Below are 16844 nucleotides of genomic sequence, written 5' to 3' on the forward strand. Positions count from 1 at the left end.
AGAGTTCCGTCCTGAGAAGAGGGGCGTTTCGTGGGATTGTCCGGGTCCCAAGGGCGAAAGCCCAGCTCAGAACGTCCACGATCAGGTATCCGTACGTGGGCGATGTGGAAGCTGGCCACTCCGGTGCTCGGCTACGTCCTCGTCGTCGACGCGCTGGCGCTGATCGCGGTCGTCGCGACGGCCGCGCTCGTGCCGATCACCGCCCAGTCGCTGCTCTGGTGTGGACTGATCCTCGCCGGTGAAGTCGTGCACCTCGAAGCGGCACAACGGATCGAGCGCATCCGCGAGCTGGCCGCCGACGGCCGGCCGCACATGCACCTGCAGTCGATCTGGATCTTCGCCGGGCTGCTCCTGCTGCCCCCGCCGTTGGCCACGCTCGTCATCGTCGTCAGTTACGCCCATTCCTGGGTCCGCGTTTACCAACGCCGCGGCGTGATTCACCGGAAAGTGTTTTCCGGCGCCACGGTCATCCTCGCTTGTTTCGCGGCGGGCGCCGTCCTTTCCGCGGGCACCGGGCACGTGGCGCCCTACGTCCCCTATTTGGACGGCTTCGGCGGGATGACGGCGCTGCTGGCGGCCGGCCTCGTCTACTTCGGGCTCAACTACGTGCTGGTGATCCTCGCGATCCTGATGAGCAACCCGGGCAAGCCACCGCGGCGGGCGTTCGGCAACCCGTCCGACGTGCTGATCGTGCTGGCCGCGGTCGGCGTCGGCTGCGGCATCGCGCTGGTCATGACGGTCCGGCCGTGGCTGCTGCCGGTGCTCATGGTGACGCCGGTGGCGCTGCACGTCGGGCTGCTGCTCCCGCAGTTCCAGGCCGCGGCGCGCACCGACTCCAAGACGGCGCTGCTCGCCCCGGAGTTCTGGGTCCAGCTGGCCCGCAACGAACTGGCCCGCGCGGCGGAGCTCTCCTCGACGGCGGGCGTCCTGATGATCGACATCGACCACTTCAAGGCCATCGACGACGGCAACGGCCACCTGGCGGGCGACGAGGTCCTCCGCGCGATCGCGGCGGCGATCCAGGGCTCGGTCCGCGGCGGCGACTACGTGGGCCGCTTCGGCGGCGACGAGTTCGTGGTCCTCCTCCCAGGCACGACGAGCGCGGAGATCGTGGCCATCGCCGACCGCATCCGGACGGCGATCGCGCGCATCGAGGTCGCGGTCCCGGTGGTCCGCCCGGGCAAGCCCGAGGTGATCACCGGCCTGACCGCGTCGATCGGGGCGGCGGTCTACCCGGAAACCGCCACGGACTACACGATCCTGCTGCAGGCGGCGGACGACGCGGTCTTCGAGGCCAAGGCGGCCGGTCGCGACCACGTCGTCCTGGCCACCCCGCGGGCCGAACTCACGCGCCCCGAAATCCCCGACGTGCTCTGACGTCAGTTCACGGCAGCGCGGCCAGCGACGCTTCGAGGGTGGCGGCCGACAGCTCGTTGTCCACCATGTCCCCGGCGAGGTAAGCACCGTACGCGGGCAGGTCCAGGTGCGCGTGCCCGCACAACGCCGTGAGGATGACCTTCTCCTCGCCGGTTTCCTTGCACCGCAACGCTTCCTGGATGCACGCCGCGAGCGCGTGGGTCGGCTCCGGCGCCGGGATGATCCCTTCGGACCGCGCGAACCGCACTCCCGCCGCGAAGCACTCCTGCTGGCCGACGGCGATCGCCTCGATCAGGCCGAGCTCGTAGATGTGCGAGATCAGCGGCGACATCCCGTGGTAGCGCAGGCCGCCCGCGTGGATCGGGTCCGGGATGAAGTCGTGGCCGAGCGTGTGCATCTTGAGCAGCGGCGTGAGCCCGGCCGTGTCGCCGAAGTCGTAGGTGTACTTCCCCCGCGTGAGCGACGGGCACGCGGCCGGCTCGACCGCGCGGATCACCGGGTCCATCCGGCCGGCCAGCTTCTCGCGCAGGAACGGGAAGGCGAGCCCGCCGAAGTTCGAGCCGCCGCCGGTGCAGCCGACGAGCACGTCGGGCGTGTCACCGGCCAGCTCGAACTGCTTCAGCGCCTCTTCGCCGATGATCGTCTGGTGCAGCAGCACGTGGTTGAGGACGCTGCCCAGCGCGTACCGCGTGTTCGGGTCCTGCGCGGCCTGCTCGACGGCCTCGCTGATCGCGATGCCGAGGCTGCCGGTCGAGTCCGGGTGCTCGGCGAGGATGGCCTTCCCCGACTCGGTCAGCTCGGACGGGCTGGGGTGGACGGTCGCGCCGAACGTCTCCATCATCAGCTTGCGGTAGGGCTTCTGGTCGTAGGACGCCCGGACCTGCCAGACCTCGCACTCGAGGCCGTACTGGGCGCAGGCGAACGCGAGCGCGCTCCCCCACTGGCCGGCCCCGGTCTCGGTGGTCAGCCGGGTGACGCCCTCCTGCGCGTTGTAGAACGCCTGCGGCACCGAGGTGTTCGGTTTGTGCGAGCCGACCGGGCTGACACCCTCGTACTTGTAATAGATCCGGGCCGGCGTACCGAGCGCCTTCTCCAGCCGCCGCGCGCGGAACAGCGGCGACGGGCGCCAGAGCCGGTAGACCTCCCGGACCTCCTCCGGGATGTCGACATAGCGATCCGTCGTCACTTCCTGGGCGATGAGCGCCTGCGGGAAGAGCGGCGCCAGGTCGTCCGGCCCGACCGGTTCGCGCGTGCCGGGGTGCAGCGGCGGCGGGGGCGGCTCGGGCAGATCGGGGACGACGTTGTACCACTGCGTCGGGAGATCGGCTTCGTCCAGGATGTACTTGGTGCGTTCGGCCATCGCGCCTCCTAGGTCGGTCTCCCAACTTAGGACGCGACCGGCCGCGGAGCCAGTACGGTGACCCGGTGGGGAACTTGGTCTTGCTCGACGCTCCGTCCAACCTGGGCCTGCGCCCGCCCGCCGAGGGCGCGGTGCCCGGCTGCTACAAGACGCCCGGCGTGCTGCGCGACCTGGGCATCCTGCGCCGCCTGGGCGCGTCGGACGGCGGCGTCGTGACACCCGGGCGGTACGTGGGCACCTGGCAGCCGGGCGACGGCGTCCGCAACTCGGCGGCGATCGCGTCCTACACGCGCGCGCTCGCGACCCGGATCGCGGCGGTGCGCGCCGACGGCGGCTTCCCGGTGGTGCTGGGCGGCGACTGCTCGATCTCGCTGGGCGCGATGCTGGCGCTGCGCCGGTCCGGCCGCTACGGCATCGCGTACCTGGACGGCCACGACGACTTCCGCCACCTGCCCGCGGCCGGCCACGTCGGCGCGGCGGCGGGCGAAGACCTGGCGATCATGACCGGCCGCGGCGCGGCCGACCTCGCCGACATCGACGGGCTCCGGCCCTACGTCCGCGACGAAGACGTCCTGGTGCTCGGCGTGCGATCGGCCGAGTCCGCCCAGTTGCGGGCGGCCGGCATCACCCACGTCACGTCGGAGGCGATCATGTCCGGCGCACCGGTGCCGCCTGCGGTCCCGGACCTGGACGGTTTCTGGGTCCACGTGGACATCGACGTCCTCGACCCGGCGCACGTGTCCGCAGTGGACAGTCCCGATCCCGGCGGCCTCGACCCCGACGCGCTGGTCTCGGTGCTGCGCGAGCTGCTGGCCCGCCCGGGCGCGGCGGGCTTCGAGCTGACGGTGTTCGACCCCGACCTCGACCCGGACGGCCGCCAGGCCGCGCTGGTCGCCGACATCCTGGAAAGGGCGCTGCGATGACCGACCTGCCGATCTGGCACCCGCCGTCCGGCCGCGGCCCGGGCCTGGTGCTGGTCCAGGAGATCTTCGGCCTGGACGACTACCTGCGCTCGGTGGCTTCGGACCTCGCGGCGACCGGGTACGTGGTGGCGGTCCCGGAACTGTTCCGGCGGATCGCCCCGGGCTGGTCGTCGACGCACGACGAGGCGGGCGTCGCGGCGTCGATGCAGGTGGCCGCGTCGTTCGACCCGGAACTGGGCCGCGCGGACGTACTGGCGGCGATGGCCCACCTCCGTTCCCTGCCCACGGTCACCGGCGGCGCCGGCCTGCTGGGCTTCTGCCTGGGCGGTTCACTGGCGTTCGCGGCGGCGGCCGAAGGCGACCCGGACACGGTGGTGTCGTTCTACGGCTCGACGGTGCCGTCGTCGATCGGCGAGCTTTCGCGGGTGACGTGCCCGATCCAGTTCCACTTCGGCGGGAAAGACCCGTACATCCCGCGCTCGGACGTGGCGGTGGTCGAAGCGGCGGTGGCCACCCACCCGGGCGCGGAGATCCACGTGCAGGAGGAGGCCGGCCACGCGTTCCACAACCACGTGGCCCCGATGTTCCACCACCCCGAAGCAGCGGCCCGCGCGTGGGACCTGACGACGGAGTTCCTGCGGCGGACCCTGCCGAGTTAGGAGTACCCGGTGCCGTCGGCTCGCGCGTGGTCTACCTTCGTCACCAGCTGACCTTTGGAGGAGTTCGCCATGCCCCACACCGTGGACTTCGGCACCGTATCGACCACCGGCCTGGAGTCTTCCCCGGTCGCGGCCGCCCTCGCCGGCCTGCGCGCGAACGAGGCCCGCTACTTCAAGAACAAGTACGACCACGTGTTCACGGTTTCCCCCGCGGTCGAGGTCCCGTCGGCCGTCGAGTGGGTGCACCGGATCCTGGCGGAGGAACGCGGCATCGTCATCGCGTCCCCGGCTCTCGAGGCGACCGAGTTCGAGGTCGCGGGGATCCGGATGGCGTACGTGTTCTACGAGAGCGGGCTGTCGGTGAACGTGATGTACACGATCGAGGATTCCGGGAAGCGGGCGGTGGGGTTCAAGCTTTCGGAGGGGATGGAGGTGCCGGCGGAGCTGGCGGGGTTCAAGTTCGCGCGTCAGAAGTCCAAGCTGGCCGGGACCATCCGGGGGTCGTACTTCGTGATCAAGAAGGAGTACTGACGGCCGTCAGCAGCGGCAAAGACCGTTGTCTCCGACGGCGATCCCGCACCCGTCGCAGTAGTCGATTTTGACGGCCGGCGCCGGACGCAGCGCCGGCCGGACCACCGGCTGACGACGCGGCTTGCCGCGGACCGGCTTGATTTCCCTCCGCAGTGCGGAGATCGCCGCGGCCGTGACACCGACGTAGCCCGCCTCCTCGACCGCTTCCCGCCATTGGCGGTTGCTCACGTTCGGGTGAGTCCGCAGCCATCGGGCGGCGAACGTACGCCACGGCTCCTTCGCGGCCGGAGCTCGCCGCCGTTGTCCCGAGCTGCCCCCGGCCGACCGCCCGGCCTGGTTCTTCGCCTTCGACGCCTGACTCACCTCGGCGACCGGCCGGGCCGGGCGAGCCGTCCGCCGGGGACCGGGAACGGTCCACTCCCGCTGCGGCGCCTCACCGAGGACGAATGGATCAGGTACGTCGTCGTCCGGCCCGAAGTTCGGGTGCACATCACGCCGCTGGGAGCCGGCAAGGTACCAATCGTCGATGCTCACTGCGCCCGCCCTTCGCCCGTGGTCTGTTCCGGCTGTTGTCGCGCGAGTGGCCCGACCCGCTACGGACCCGTGGTCAACTGTTATCTCCGCGAGACCGGGTCGTCGCCGAGGCATCGGCCTCGGCGACGCCCCCGGGACTAGTTCCGGTACCGGAACAGGATGCGCCCCCGGTTGAGGTCGTACGGGCTCAGCTCCACCAGCACCCGGTCGAACGGCAGGATCTTGATGTAGTTCTTCCGGATCTTCCCGCTGATGTGCGCGAGCACCTTGTGCCCGTTTTCCAGCTCCACGCGGAAAGTCGCGTCACGGAGGCACTCCAGCACCGTGCCCTCGACTTCGATCCCTCCCTTGCCGCCCATCAGCGCACCACCAGCTCGACGGTGCTGCCCGCTCGACGCGCGCCGGCGCCGTCGGCCAACGCGATCGCCGCCGAGTTGGTCTCGTCGACTTCGAACGAAACGGACTCGATTCCCCGGCGGTACAAGGAATCCAGCACGTGGGTCAGCAACGCCCGCCCGATGCCGTGACGCCGCCGGCCGGCGCGGACCGCGAGCAGCCCGATCCGGGTCTGGCGGCGCAGCGGGCCGAGCCGGGCGAGGCCGACGGGGACGCCGGACTCCGAAGCCACCACGTACTTGGCCAAGTCCCAGGCACCATCGGGCCGCGGCAGCACTTCGGCGGGCATCGAAGACCACGCCACCTCGGCGCGGATCACGTCGTCGAGTGCACGCAGCTGGTCCTGGTCCGTCGCCGGACCGATGGTCACACCGGGCGGAACGGTCCCCGGTGCAGTGGGCACGACGTACTCCCACTCACGCCGCCGGGTCGCGAAACCGGCGCGCTCCCAGTGGGACTTCAACTCGTCGTCGGCTTCGTCGACCACGGTGTACAGCGGACGCGGCAGAGCCGGCAGCATCGCCGAAGCGAGCCGCGCAAAATCGTCGGAGTGCCACGTGTCGATGCTGAGGAACAAACGCCCATCGGGGCGCGGGGACGCTTCCGCCCGGCCGACCACGCGGTCGTCGGACAGTGCGTGCCACTGGTGTTCCGCCACCCGCGTGATCACCAGGGCGGGCTCGGAATGCGGAGAATCCATGAAAACAGCCTTTCGGGAGTGCTTCTTCACAGCGCTCCCGGCGGCCCCTGCGTCAGCCGCCAGACCGTGACAACGAGGGGAGCACCCACTTCGATCCAGCGTTCACGGGTCCCACCTCCTCGGGCAAAATCACGGTTCGACGGCAAGCTACCAACCCCCTCCCGACGCCGTCCAACGGTTTTCACGGGTGCTCGTTCAGCCACCGGGTCGCCGTGCCGATCGGGTCGTGGCCGGCGAAGCCTTCGAGCTTCTTGGCGTGGCGGCGCAGGGACTCCGTGATCTCGGCCTCCGTGCGGCCGTGGCGGTCGGCCGCGATCGCCAGGTGGGCCGCGCTCTCCTTGACCTCCCAGGCGAGGTCGGACATCAGGTTGCCGGCCAGCGCCGCCAGTTCCTGCCACGCCGGGAACGGCCCCTCCGTCGTGTCGGACACCCCGAGGTCGCCCGGGCGGTACCACGCCGCGCCGCACATCGAGCCCCAGTAGACGAGGTCCGCGCCCGCGTTGATCTGCTGTTCGATCTGCGGCAGCGTGTCCGTGGCGAGGAACTGCAGCACTTCCAGGTCCACTTTGATCCCGCTGACGTCGACCACCTCGAGCAGCTTCGGCTTCGGCATCGCGAACGACTTGGACCGCCGCGTGACGGTGTCCATCCCGTCCTTGATCTTGCCCGTGATGTCGTCCTCGCAGCCGCGGATCGTCCGCGCCAGCGTCTTCAGCGCCTCCCCCGCGCTCGCGATCACCTTTTCCGGGGTACCGCCGGCGAACTCGACCGGCTGCTTGTTCGGCTCGTCGCCGGCGTTGAGCAGCGTTTCCAGCGCCGGGAGCGCCGCGCCGACGCCGGCCAGGATCGGCTGCGCCGGCGTCGGGAACACCGCGGCGAGCGCGAACAACGCCGTGATCGTGCCGAGGTCGGCGACGGCCGAGCCGCGCTCCTTCATCGCCGCGTACATCTTTTCCGCGATCGAGTGGACGTCCTCGCGCGCCTTCGCCCAGATCTCCTTCTCCCCGAGCAGCGTCACGCCGGCGAGCAGCGCGACGGCGTACTGGCCGTGGAGGACGGTCGGCAGCGGGGTGCAGAAGTTCTGGTCGAACGCGAAGATCGTGGCGCCGCGCATGTTCTCGCCGCCGATCTTCTCCTGCAGGTAGCCGACGGTGTCCAGGGCGGCGTTGCCGACCGCGCTGACCCGGTCGGCGGCGCTGGTCAGCGACACGGACCAGGCGGCGTCGCGGACCTGGTCGAGGTAGTCGTCGAAGGCCGCCGGGTCGGGGATCGTCCGCCACGGGCGGAACAGCTCGCGGACGGTCGTCTCGAAGTGGCCGTAGACCAGCGAGCCCGCGTTCTCGCCGGCGCCGTACTCGAAGCCGTCGTAGTAGCCGGGCATGCCGCTCCGGAGCACCTGGCCGCCCGACGTCCGCGAAGGGCTGCCGGGCGGGGTGATCTCGGAGCCGTCGCCGCCCGGCCACTGTTCGTAGTTGCCGTTCATGTTGAGCTGCCAGCCGCGTGAGGCCATGAAGAACTTGATCGCCTCGTCGATGATCCGCTCGACCATCTCGTCCAGCTGCTCCGCGAACCCCATCGCCGTCCTCTCCGTGCCGTGCCAGGTCACGACGACCACGCGTGACTGGGCCGAATGGTTTAGCGCGGACCGGTCAGGAATCGAGAAGCGCCGGTGAGCGGTGCGGACCTAGCGTTACCGGCATGACGAACATCGACACCATCACCCTCGAGGTGGCCGACCCCGCGGCCGCCGAGCGCTTCCACACCGCCGCCTTCGGGCCCGCCGTCCCGCTGCGCTTCCGTGCTTCGCAGGAGCCGTCCACCGGCTTCCGCGGCTTCACCCTCTCCCTGGTCGTCGCCCAGCCCGCGGACGTCGACTCCCTGGTCGCCACGGCCGTCGAGGCCGGCGCGACGACGCTCAAGGCACCCGCGAAGTCCATGTGGGGCTACGGCGCGGTCGTCCAGGCCCCGGACGGGACGATCTGGAAGCTCGCGACGTCGGCGAAGAAGAACACCGGCCCGGCCACCCGCGAATTCGGCCAGGTCGTGCTCCTGCTGGGCGTCGCCGACGTGGTGGCGAGCAAGAAGTTCTACACCGACCACGGGTTCACCGTCGGCAAGAGCTTCGGCCGGATGTACGTGGAGTTCGACAGCGGCTCGAGCCCGGTCAAGCTGGCGCTGTACCGGCGCAAGGCCCTGGCGAAGGACGCGGGCGTGTCGCCCGAGGGCACGGGTTCGCACCGCATCGCGGTCGGCGGCGGAGCCGAGGCGTTCACCGACCCGGACGGCTTCGCATGGGAGACGACCGCGGCGGCCGAGCTGTCCTGACGCTTTCCCCGATGGGGCAACGGTTTTCACCCCGTCGAGTTCACCTCGGGCCCTGCACTGGCGACTCCCCCAGCCGGCGGTCGAAGATCATCTTCAGCCCTGATCGTCGACCCCCGAGGTGCGCCCGCATGCCCGAAGCGACGTTCGACCCGATCGCCGAGCTGTACGACCGGTTCGCCGATCTCAGCCACTCCAGGTACCGGGAGTGGCTGGCCGGCGTCCTGCCCGCGGGCGGCGGGCGCGCGGTGGACCTGGGCTGCGGCGCGGGCCGGTTCCTGGACCTGCTCGCGGACCGCTACGACGACGTCCTGGCGGTCGACGCCGCACCCCGCATGATCGAGCTGGCCCGCGCGCGGCACGCGGACCCGGCCATCCGGTACCGCGTCGACGACCTGTGGGAGGTCACGCCGGACCGGGACGGCGCGTTCGACCTCGTGTTCAGCGTCAACACCCTCCACCACCTGGGCCCGGACCCGCAGCGGTACCTGCCGCACGTACGGCGGCTGGTCCGGCCCGGCGGACGGCTCGTGGTCGTCGACTGCGTCCGCCACACCCCGGAGTGGGCGACGAACGCGGTGGCCTACCGGGTCTACCGGGCGTCCCGCACGGTGGCGGGAGCGGTGCGCGCGGGGGTTTCCGGACGGTCCGTGGCAGACGCGATGGCGAGCTACCGGCTGCGGCGGCACCCGCGCTGGCAGAGCCTGGCCGCGGAGGCACCGGCGCTGACGAGGGCGGAGTTCCACCGCGAGTACGCGGCGGCGTTCCCCGGAGCTTCGTTCACGGACACGCTGGACGCGTCGGTGTGCGCGGTGACGGCGCCGGTCCCGGCGGAGGCCGGGCAGCCGGCGGGCTGAGCGGTGGTAATGAGCGGAGCGGGAAACCCGACTACCTGCTCATGCCGTACGTTGCCTTGCCCGGCGAGTGTCGCGCGATCCCGGTCGACCCGGCCCGCTGGGCGGCCCGGCTGCCACCGGGAACGTGGCCGGGGGACTTCGCCCTCAGCGGCGCGGTCTGGCGCGCCGAGGTGTTCGCGCTCGCGGACCGCTGGCGGGCGCGGGACGTCTCGGCCACGCAGTTCACCGCCGGCGTGCTGGCTTGGGGTCACGGCGTCCGCGGCTACGGGCCATACCGGACCGCCCGTGTCCTGGCGCAGCGAGACGCGGCCGGACGCCTGGAAACGGCGCTGGCCGGGCTCCGGGCGGACGTCACCCCGGACTGGGGGCGTCCAGCCGCTGATCTTCGACCGGGTCGTGGCGCGGCGGCTGCCCGAAGAAGCGGGCCCGGCCTCGAAGTACGGCACGGCGTGGTGGACCAGCACCTGGTCGGGCTACCTGCGCCGGGCGGCGGAGCAGGCCCGGCGCCCGGAGTACGGCAACGAACCGGACCACGTCGAGGTGGCCCTGTTCACCGGCGCGTGGACGCCCTGACTTCTGCGAACCCCCGCCCCAGTAGGCAGACTGGACCGCGTGCCGGAACTGCCCGAAGTGGAACTCGCCCGTCAAGTCCTCGCCGGTGCGCTAGGGCGGAAGATCCGCGACGTCGACGACCACGACGACTGGGTCTGCCGCCCGCACGCGCCCGGGGACATCCGCACCGCGCTGCGGGGTGGCAAGCTCACCGAAGCGCACCGGCGCGGCAAGACCCTGTGGTGCGAAACCGAAAGCGGCCGCGGCAAAGCCGGCCCCACGCTCGGCCTGCACCTCGGGATGGCCGGGCAGCTGCGGTTCGGCGACGAGAGCGGGCCGCCGCGGCGGCGGCGCGACCGGGACGAGAAACCCGAATGGTTCCGGTTCGCCATCACCTTCGCCGACGGCGAACAGCTGCGGTTGTTCGACACCCGGCGGCTGAGCCGGGTGCGGCTCGACCCCGATCTCGACGCGCTCGGGCCGGACGCCGGGGAGATCTCGCGCCAGGACTTCCGCGAGCGCGTCGGGCGGGGGCGGGCGCCGCTCAAGGCGCGGCTGCTGGACCAGTCCGTCGTCGCCGGGATCGGGAACCTGCTGGCCGACGAAACCCTCTGGCAAGCCGGGCTGAACCCCGCCCGGCCGGTCAACGACTTGGCCGGTGACGAGCTCACCGACCTCCACAAGGCGCTGCGGAAGGCGTTGCGCGCCGCGATCAAGCACGGTGGCGTGCACACCGGCGAGATCATCGGCCACCGCCGGGCCGGCGACCACTGCCCGCGGTGCGGTGCCGAAATGACGCACGGCACCGTCGGCGGGCGGTCGACCTGGTGGTGCCCCGAAGAACAAGCCGGCTAGCGCGGCCCCAGCCCGGTGCGGCCGTCGAGCAGCTCGCGCACCACGTCGAGGTGACCGGCGTGGCGGGCCGTCTCCTCGATGACGTGCAGCACCACCCCGCGCAGGTCGGTGATCTCCTCGCCCAGCGGGCCGGGGTGGCGCGCTCGCGGGCGCGCGGACAACGGGGTCGCCGCGAGCACCTCGTCGGACCGGCGGCACTGCTCGCGGTAGAAGGCGAAGACGACGTCCGGCCGCCGTGGCGTGGTCAGCGGCCGGTCGTCGTCCGGCCAGGGCAGGGGATCCGCCGCGCCGGTGACGATCTCCTGGAACCAGTGCCGCTCGGCGCACCCGAGGTGCTCGACCATGCCGAGCGGCGTCCAGCCGGACGGCAGGACCGGTCTCCTCAGCTCCTCCGCCCCGAGCCCGTCGAGGATCGCCAATGCGCTTTCGCGCTGCGCCCGCAGGAACATCCGCAGCGTGCTCTTCTCGTCGTCGGCCACGATCGGGGACGCTAGCGGCACCCACCGACGAGAACCGCACGGCGGCGAGCGGTTTTTGTCGGACCCTTTCGGTAGCGTCGCGGACATGGCAACACTGGTCACCTTCCACGCCCACCCGGACGACGAGTGCCTCCGCACCGCGGGCGTCATGCGCAAAGCCGTCGAAGACGGGCACCGGGTCGTGCTCGTCGTCGCCACCAAGGGCGAAGTCGGCGAGGTACCCGACGGCTTCCTCGCCGATGGGGAAAAACTCGAGGACCGGCGGGTCCAGGAGTCCCACGCGGCCGCGGCGATCCTCGGCGTCGAGCGCGTCGAGTTCCTGGGCTACCGCGACTCCGGGATGATGGGCGAGCCGACGAACGACGACCCGGCGTGCTTCTGGCGCGCCGACGTCGAGAAGGCGGCCGAGCAGCTCGCGGCGATCCTGCGCGAGGAGTCGGCCGACGTCCTGACGGTCTACGACGACAACGGCGACTACGGCCACCCGGACCACATCCAGGTCCACCGCGTCGGCATCCGCGCGGCCGAGCTGGCCGGCACGGGCCGGGTCTTCCAGGCGACGTTCAACCGCGAATTCATGCAGCGCGGCTTCGAAGCCGCGGTCGAGCAGGGCCTGATGCCCCCGGAGGCGGCACCGAAACCCCCGGAGAACGTCGAGTTCGGCAAGCCGGAAGCGGAGATCACCGCGGCGGTCGACGTGGCGGAGTACGCGCCGGTGAAGCGGGCGGCGATGCGGGCGCACCCCAGCCAGATCAGCGAGGAGATGTTCATGCTGGCCATGCCGGACGACGCGTTCGCGTTCGCCTTCGGCACGGAGTGGTTCATCCGGTGGGGGCAGGGCCCGGGGATCACGGAAACGGACCTGATGGCGGGTCTCTGAACGGTCGTCAGTCCAGCGCGGCCGTCACGTCCAGCTCCACCAGCTGGCCCGGGTACCCCAGCTGGGCGACTCCCAGCAAGGTGCTCGCCGAGCTGAACGCCTCGCCGATCGGGGACTCCGCCAGCCGCGCCCACACCGCCGACAGCGTCTCGCGGTCCGTCGTCACCACGTAGATCACCGTGCGCACGACGTCGGCCGGTCCGGCGCCGGCGAACTCCAGCGCGGCCGCCGCGTTGGCGATCACCTGGTCGGCCTGGGCGAGCACGCCGCCCTCGACGACCGAGCCGTCCGCGGTGAGCGGGCACTGGCCGGCCAGGTGCACCGTGCGGGTCGCCGAGGTCACCGTCACGTGGTGGTAGCCCGGCGGCGTGTGCAGGCCGGGCGGGTTCTGCCGTTCAATGGTCACAGCCGCATCTTCACCACCGCGGCAACCGGATTTCACGGGAGGGTTCGTGCGCAGGACCATCGACTGGGCGGACGGCGCCATCGTCATCATCGACCAGACGGCGCTGCCCGGCGACTACCGGCTGCTCGAGCTGCGGACGGTCGGTGAGCTCGTCGACGCCATCAAGCGGCTCGCCGTCCGCGGGGCGCCCGCGCTGGGGGCCGCCGGGGCGCTGGGGGTGGCGCTGGCCGCCCGGCTGGGCGGCGACGTCGAGGCGGACGCCGAGCTGATCGCGCACGCGCGCCCGACCGCGGTCAACCTCGCCTGGGGTGTCCGGCGGGCGCTCGCCAAGCTCGGGCAGGGCGCCGACGCCGTCCTCGCCGAGGCGCAGGCCCTGCTCACCGAGGACGAGGAACTCAACAAGACCGCCTCCGCGCACGCCGCCGAGATCGTGCTCGCCGAGTGCCCGGGGCGCCCGTTGCGGCTGCTGAGCCACTGCAACGCGGGGCGCCTCGCGACCGTCGGCTGGGGCAGCGCGCTCGGGGTCGTCTGGCACCTGCACGAACGCGGGCTCGTCGAGGAAGTGCTCGTCGACGAGACGCGCCCGCTGCTGCAGGGCGCCCGCCTGACGGCGTGGGAGCTGGCGCAGGCCGGCGTCCCCCACCGCGTCCAGCCCGACAGCGCGGCCGCGGCCGCCATGGCGCGCGGGATGGTCGACTGCGTGCTCGTCGGCGCCGACCGGATCGCCGCGAACGGCGACGTCGCCAACAAGATCGGCACCTACGGCCTGGCGATCGCCGCGCGGCACCACGGCGTCCCGTTCGTCGTGGTCGCGCCTTCGTCCACTGTGGACGAGCAGCTCGCGGACGGCGCGGGCATCGCGATCGAAGAACGCGATGCCCGCGAACTCACCGAGTACAGCGGAACCCCGGTCACGCCGCCGGGCACCGAGGTGTTCAACCCCGCGTTCGACGTCACCCCGTTCGGCCTGATCACGGCCGTGGTGACCGAACGGGGGCGCCTGGTTCCCTAGGCCGGGTTCCGGCGGGGCGTGGCACACTTCGTCGATCACGATGCCAGCCAGGGAGCACGACGCATGACCGAGCGGCCGACCAGGCGAACGCAGGACCAACGACGCGCCGAGACCGAGCGGCGCGTGCTGGACGCGGCGATGGCGCTCATCGCGCGCAGCGGGTCCCGGGCCGTCACGCTCGCCGAGGTCGGGGAAGCCGCCGGCTACAGCCGCGGCATCGTCTACCACCACTTCGGCAGCCGGGAACGGCTGCTGGAAGCCGTGCTCGACGAGGCGCAGCGGTTCGACGTCCCCGACTACCGGGGAGACGGCCTGGACCACCTGGTGCGGATCGTCGAGGCGTACCTGCGCAACGTCGTGCGGCGGACACCGTCGGCGCGCGCGTTCCTGCAGCTGTGGGGCGAGGCGATCGCGGCCGACCCCGCGCTGGCCCCGCTGTTCGCCCGCCGGGACGCCGACTTCCGGCAGCTGCTGGCGAACGTGGTCCGCCAGGGCGTCGCCGACGGGACCGTCCGGCCCGACGCGAACCCGGCCGCGGCCGCCGTACTGGTCGTCGCCCTGGTCCGCGGGACCGGGCTGCAGCTCATCGCCCAGCCCCCGGTGCGCAACGTCCCCGCGCTCATCCGGGAGGCGACGCGCTCGGTGCGCGCGGCCTTCGCCCGCACGCCGTAGCTTCCGGCCGTGGTCGGCCCGCACTGGCCGCTGCTACACTTACTTGCGTACATGCACGCAAGTTAGGAGTGGAAAATGACCGTTCCCCTGGTACTCGTGCACGGCAATCCGGAGAACTCCGGCGTGTGGGGACCGCTGATCGCGGCGCTCGGCCGGGACGACGCGGTGACGCTGTCCCCGCCCGGCTTCGGGGTTCCAGCGTCAGAGGGCTTCTCCGCCACCGTCGAGGGCTATCGCGATTGGCTCGCCGCGCGGCTGGAGCAGTTCAAGGAGCCCGTCGACCTCGTCGGCCACGACTGGGGCGGCGGGCACGTGGTCCGGATCGCGATGGCCCGCCCGGACCTGATCCGCAGCTGGGCGTCGGACGCACTCGGCCTCTACGCCCCGGACTACGTCTGGCACGCGCGGGCCCAGGTGTGGCAGCAGGAAGGGGCGGGCGAGGCCTCGGTGAAGGAGATCTTCGGCGGCACCTTCGAGCAGCGGCTGGCGGTCGTCACCGCGCTCGGGATGACCGGCCCGGTCGCGGAACGCGTGGCCGCCGGCATGGACGACGAAATGGGGCGGGCGGTGCTCTCGCTCCTGCGGTCGGCCGCCCAGCCGGTGATGGCCGACGCGGGCCGCGGCCTCGCGAAGGCGCGACAGCGGCCCGGCCTGGCCTTGGTCGCCCTCGCCGATGTCGACCAGGCCAGCGGAACGCCCGCGCAGCACCGGGCCGCGGCCGAAGCCGCCGGTGCCGAGATCGCCGAGCTACCCGGCACCGGGCACTGGTGGCCGGTGACCGACCCGCACCCGGTGGCGCGCGCCCTGACCGCGTTCTGGTCCCGCTTGGACGGTTAGCCCGGCGATCGCCGCGGGGTCTGCCCCGGGCCTAGGGCCGCGGGCCGATCTCGCGGCCGCCGTCGGTCACCGTGATCGCCATCGCCGGGCACGAGTCCGCGGCGTCGAGCACCGTTTCGTCGCCGTCGACGGACGACGTCACCGTGTGGGCGACAGCGCCCTCGAGCACGAACACCTCCGGCATCAGGGCGGCGCACATCCCCGACCCGATGCAGGTGTGTTCGTCGATCCGCACTTCCCAGCTCATCGTCACCATCCGATCGGCATCGACCGCGGTCCGCGGACGAGCATCTGCGTCTTCCACACGATATCGCCGGCCAGGTGCAGGCCCGGCAGTTCGGTGACCAACGCGCGCAGCGCCTCCTGCAGTTCGAGCCGCGCGAGGGGCGCGCCGAGGCAGTGGTGGACGCCGTGGCCGAAGCCGAGGTGGTGGTTGTCGCCGCGGTCGAAGCGCAGCTTCTCGGCGTCGTCGAACTGCAGGCCGTCGCGGTTGGCCGCGCCGACCGCGACCAGCACCGGCTCCCCCGCGCGCACGAGCACCCCGCCGACCTCGACGTCTTCGGTGGCGTAGCGGGCGAACCCGGCGCCCGCGCCGAGCGGGACGAACCGCAGCAGTTCCTCGACCGCGGCCGGGATCAGGTCCGGGTCGGCGACCAGCCGGTCCCAGTGCTCGTGCTGGTCCTGCAGCGCGTAGACGAAGTTGGGGATCTGGCTCGCGGTCGTCTCGTGGCCGGCGACGAGGATGCCGACGCACAGGTCGACGAGTTCCAGCTCGGTCAGCCGGTCGCGCACGTCGCGGGCCTCGATCAGCGCGGTCATCAGGTCGTCCTGCGGCGCCGCGCGGTGCTCGGCGATCAGGCCGCGCATGTAGTCGCGCAGCTCCTCGCGGTTGCGCTCGAACTCCTCGGGCGTGAGCCCGCTGGTGGACAGCGCGGCGTCGCTCCAGACGCGGAACTTCGGCCGGTCGGCGACCGGGACCCCGAGCAGCTCGCAGATCACCGCGACCGGGATGGGCAGCGCGTAGGCGTCGACGAGGTCGGCGGGCGCCCCGGCCGCCTTCATGTCCGCGATCAGCTCCGACGCCAGCGAAGCGACCCGCGGCCGGAGGAGCTCGACACGGCGCATGGTGAACGCCTTCGCGACCAGCGTCCGCAGCCGGGTGTGGTCCGGCGGGTCCATCTGCAGGATCCCGCCGTCCCGCTGCACGGGCATGCGCCGCGGCGCGTCCTTCTCCTTCTCCATCGCCCGCGAAAACCGGCGGTCGCCCAGCACGAGCCGGGCGTCGGCGTACCGGGTGGCCAGCCATGCCGGCTCCCCGTAGGTCATCTTCACCCGGACCATGCCCTCGCCTTCCCGGGCGGCCGCGTAGGCCTCGTTGAGGTCGAGGCCCGCCTCCTCGTTGAAGGGGTACGAGAGCGGCTCGGTGTGGGTGACTGTCATGCGGAACCCCCGTGCTCCAGGTTTGTAAGCAGCTGCTTACAACGCTACACAC

The 16844-nt window shown here is 71.9% G+C and carries 21 protein-coding genes and 1 pseudogene; 13 read left to right on the top strand and 9 right to left on the bottom strand.

The features are described 5' to 3' along the window. The first annotated feature begins 102 nt into the window (after positions 1 to 102). Positions 103 to 1377, top strand: a complete 1275-nt coding sequence (locus AB5J73_RS00495) for a diguanylate cyclase (RefSeq protein WP_370966941.1) — start codon at positions 103 to 105, stop codon at positions 1375 to 1377. Between the two features lie 7 nt (positions 1378 to 1384). Here the strand turns inward: AB5J73_RS00495 and AB5J73_RS00500 are convergent, their stop codons facing one another. Beyond that, positions 1385 to 2737, bottom strand: coding sequence for a TrpB-like pyridoxal phosphate-dependent enzyme (locus tag AB5J73_RS00500; protein ID WP_370966943.1), 1353 nt, complete (start codon positions 2735 to 2737; stop codon positions 1385 to 1387). Positions 2738 to 2802: 65 nt separating this feature from the next. On the opposite strand from AB5J73_RS00500, the gene AB5J73_RS00505 reads away from it, so the two are divergent. The 3 genes from AB5J73_RS00505 to AB5J73_RS00515 all read left to right on the top strand — a co-directional run bounded on the left by AB5J73_RS00505 (position 2803) and on the right by AB5J73_RS00515 (position 4850). Continuing rightward, positions 2803 to 3660 (top strand): arginase family protein, encoded by an 858-nt coding sequence (locus AB5J73_RS00505; protein WP_370966945.1) that lies wholly within the window; start codon positions 2803 to 2805, stop codon positions 3658 to 3660. Next, complete coding sequence (locus AB5J73_RS00510) at positions 3657 to 4319, top strand: dienelactone hydrolase family protein (protein ID WP_370966947.1); 663 nt, start codon at positions 3657 to 3659, stop codon at positions 4317 to 4319. The genes AB5J73_RS00505 and AB5J73_RS00510 overlap by 4 nt, the downstream gene beginning before the upstream one ends. Positions 4320 to 4388: 69 nt before the next feature. Further along, complete coding sequence (locus AB5J73_RS00515) at positions 4389 to 4850, top strand: phage tail protein (protein WP_370966949.1); 462 nt, start codon at positions 4389 to 4391, stop codon at positions 4848 to 4850. A gap of 6 nt (positions 4851 to 4856) precedes the next feature. Here AB5J73_RS00515 and AB5J73_RS00520 read toward each other — a convergent pair whose 3' ends face one another. The 4 genes from AB5J73_RS00520 to AB5J73_RS00535 form a co-directional block, all read right to left on the bottom strand. Further along, a complete protein-coding gene (locus AB5J73_RS00520) occupies positions 4857 to 5384 on the bottom strand; it encodes a hypothetical protein (RefSeq protein ID WP_370966951.1) in 528 nt (175 codons plus the stop codon). A 137-nt stretch (positions 5385 to 5521) separates the two neighbouring features. Continuing rightward, on the bottom strand, positions 5522 to 5743 hold the full coding sequence (infA, locus tag AB5J73_RS00525) for a translation initiation factor IF-1 (RefSeq protein WP_086862560.1): 222 nt from the start codon (positions 5741 to 5743) through the stop codon (positions 5522 to 5524). After that, entirely contained in the window at positions 5743 to 6480 is a 738-nt protein-coding gene (locus tag AB5J73_RS00530; protein WP_370966954.1) for an N-acetyltransferase family protein, read from the bottom strand. Before AB5J73_RS00530 ends, infA begins: the two co-directional genes overlap by 1 nt. Positions 6481 to 6661: 181 nt before the next feature. Further along, positions 6662 to 8056 carry a hypothetical protein gene (locus tag AB5J73_RS00535; RefSeq protein WP_370966956.1) on the bottom strand — a complete coding sequence of 465 codons (1395 nt, stop codon included), beginning with the start codon at positions 8054 to 8056 and terminating at the stop codon, positions 6662 to 6664. A gap of 122 nt (positions 8057 to 8178) precedes the next feature. Here AB5J73_RS00535 and AB5J73_RS00540 point away from each other — a divergent pair, with 122 nt between their 5' ends. The 5 genes and pseudogenes from AB5J73_RS00540 to AB5J73_RS00560 all read left to right on the top strand — a co-directional run bounded on the left by AB5J73_RS00540 (position 8179) and on the right by AB5J73_RS00560 (position 11066). After that, entirely contained in the window at positions 8179 to 8805 is a 627-nt protein-coding gene (locus AB5J73_RS00540) for a glyoxalase (RefSeq protein WP_370966958.1), read from the top strand. A gap of 128 nt (positions 8806 to 8933) precedes the next feature. Then, positions 8934 to 9659: a class I SAM-dependent methyltransferase gene (locus tag AB5J73_RS00545; RefSeq protein ID WP_370966960.1), complete on the top strand. Its 726-nt coding sequence runs from the start codon at positions 8934 to 8936 to the stop codon at positions 9657 to 9659. Positions 9660 to 9700: 41 nt separating this feature from the next. Next, positions 9701 to 9949: pseudogene (locus AB5J73_RS00550) on the top strand (hypothetical protein); the annotation flags it as partial. Next, complete coding sequence (locus AB5J73_RS00555; RefSeq protein ID WP_370966962.1) at positions 9945 to 10232, top strand: hypothetical protein; 288 nt, start codon at positions 9945 to 9947, stop codon at positions 10230 to 10232. The pseudogene AB5J73_RS00550 and the gene AB5J73_RS00555, both read left to right, overlap by 5 nt. A gap of 39 nt (positions 10233 to 10271) precedes the next feature. After that, positions 10272 to 11066, top strand: coding sequence for an Fpg/Nei family DNA glycosylase (locus AB5J73_RS00560; protein ID WP_370966964.1), 795 nt, complete (start codon positions 10272 to 10274; stop codon positions 11064 to 11066). On the opposite strand, the gene AB5J73_RS00565 is transcribed toward AB5J73_RS00560, so the two are convergent. Further along, the gene (locus tag AB5J73_RS00565) at positions 11063 to 11545 is read right to left on the bottom strand and encodes a DinB family protein (protein WP_370966966.1); all 483 of its coding nucleotides are present in this window, start codon (positions 11543 to 11545) and stop codon (positions 11063 to 11065) included. The two genes, AB5J73_RS00560 and AB5J73_RS00565, sit on opposite strands and share 4 nt — an antisense overlap. 85 nt (positions 11546 to 11630) lie before the next feature. Here AB5J73_RS00565 and AB5J73_RS00570 point away from each other — a divergent pair, with 85 nt between their 5' ends. Next, on the top strand, positions 11631 to 12425 hold the full coding sequence (locus AB5J73_RS00570) for a PIG-L family deacetylase (RefSeq protein WP_370966968.1): 795 nt from the start codon (positions 11631 to 11633) through the stop codon (positions 12423 to 12425). A gap of 7 nt (positions 12426 to 12432) precedes the next feature. On the opposite strand, the gene AB5J73_RS00575 is transcribed toward AB5J73_RS00570, so the two are convergent. After that, a complete protein-coding gene (locus tag AB5J73_RS00575) occupies positions 12433 to 12831 on the bottom strand; it encodes a RidA family protein (protein ID WP_370966970.1) in 399 nt (132 codons plus the stop codon). A gap of 46 nt (positions 12832 to 12877) precedes the next feature. Here AB5J73_RS00575 and mtnA point away from each other — a divergent pair, with 46 nt between their 5' ends. The 3 genes from mtnA (at position 12878) to AB5J73_RS00590 (ending at position 15352) form a co-directional block, all read left to right on the top strand. Continuing rightward, positions 12878 to 13843 carry an S-methyl-5-thioribose-1-phosphate isomerase gene (gene mtnA / locus AB5J73_RS00580; RefSeq protein WP_370966972.1) on the top strand — a complete coding sequence of 322 codons (966 nt, stop codon included), beginning with the start codon at positions 12878 to 12880 and terminating at the stop codon, positions 13841 to 13843. 63 nt (positions 13844 to 13906) lie between these two features. Continuing rightward, the gene (locus tag AB5J73_RS00585) at positions 13907 to 14515 is read left to right on the top strand and encodes a TetR/AcrR family transcriptional regulator (RefSeq protein WP_370966974.1); all 609 of its coding nucleotides are present in this window, start codon (positions 13907 to 13909) and stop codon (positions 14513 to 14515) included. Positions 14516 to 14590: 75 nt separating this feature from the next. Continuing rightward, on the top strand, positions 14591 to 15352 hold the full coding sequence (locus AB5J73_RS00590; RefSeq protein ID WP_370966976.1) for an alpha/beta fold hydrolase: 762 nt from the start codon (positions 14591 to 14593) through the stop codon (positions 15350 to 15352). A 31-nt stretch (positions 15353 to 15383) separates the two neighbouring features. Here AB5J73_RS00590 and AB5J73_RS00595 read toward each other — a convergent pair whose 3' ends face one another. Continuing rightward, positions 15384 to 15599 (bottom strand): ferredoxin, encoded by a 216-nt coding sequence (locus AB5J73_RS00595; RefSeq protein WP_370966978.1) that lies wholly within the window; start codon positions 15597 to 15599, stop codon positions 15384 to 15386. A 2-nt stretch (positions 15600 to 15601) separates the two neighbouring features. Further along, positions 15602 to 16792, bottom strand: coding sequence for a cytochrome P450 (locus AB5J73_RS00600; RefSeq protein ID WP_370966980.1), 1191 nt, complete (start codon positions 16790 to 16792; stop codon positions 15602 to 15604). Positions 16793 to 16844 lie beyond the last annotated feature (52 nt).

It is taken from the genome of Amycolatopsis sp. cg9, assembly GCF_041346945.1.
GTDB lineage: Bacteria > Actinomycetota > Actinomycetes > Mycobacteriales > Pseudonocardiaceae > Amycolatopsis.

Coding starts and splice junctions, on each gene's coding strand:
- AB5J73_RS00540 (WP_370966958.1), top strand. CDS start 8,179: ATGACGAACATCGACACCATCACCCTCGAGGTGGCCGACCCCGCGGCC.
- AB5J73_RS00530 (WP_370966954.1), bottom strand. CDS start 6,480: ATGGATTCTCCGCATTCCGAGCCCGCCCTGGTGATCACGCGGGTGGCG.
- AB5J73_RS00545 (WP_370966960.1), top strand. CDS start 8,934: ATGCCCGAAGCGACGTTCGACCCGATCGCCGAGCTGTACGACCGGTTC.
- infA (WP_086862560.1), bottom strand. CDS start 5,743: ATGGGCGGCAAGGGAGGGATCGAAGTCGAGGGCACGGTGCTGGAGTGC.
- AB5J73_RS00510 (WP_370966947.1), top strand. CDS start 3,657: ATGACCGACCTGCCGATCTGGCACCCGCCGTCCGGCCGCGGCCCGGGC.
- AB5J73_RS00590 (WP_370966976.1), top strand. CDS start 14,591: ATGACCGTTCCCCTGGTACTCGTGCACGGCAATCCGGAGAACTCCGGC.
- AB5J73_RS00600 (WP_370966980.1), bottom strand. CDS start 16,792: ATGACAGTCACCCACACCGAGCCGCTCTCGTACCCCTTCAACGAGGAG.
- AB5J73_RS00585 (WP_370966974.1), top strand. CDS start 13,907: ATGACCGAGCGGCCGACCAGGCGAACGCAGGACCAACGACGCGCCGAG.
- AB5J73_RS00515 (WP_370966949.1), top strand. CDS start 4,389: ATGCCCCACACCGTGGACTTCGGCACCGTATCGACCACCGGCCTGGAG.
- AB5J73_RS00500 (WP_370966943.1), bottom strand. CDS start 2,737: ATGGCCGAACGCACCAAGTACATCCTGGACGAAGCCGATCTCCCGACG.
- AB5J73_RS00570 (WP_370966968.1), top strand. CDS start 11,631: ATGGCAACACTGGTCACCTTCCACGCCCACCCGGACGACGAGTGCCTC.
- AB5J73_RS00495 (WP_370966941.1), top strand. CDS start 103: ATGTGGAAGCTGGCCACTCCGGTGCTCGGCTACGTCCTCGTCGTCGAC.
- AB5J73_RS00535 (WP_370966956.1), bottom strand. CDS start 8,056: ATGGGGTTCGCGGAGCAGCTGGACGAGATGGTCGAGCGGATCATCGAC.
- AB5J73_RS00595 (WP_370966978.1), bottom strand. CDS start 15,599: ATGAGCTGGGAAGTGCGGATCGACGAACACACCTGCATCGGGTCGGGG.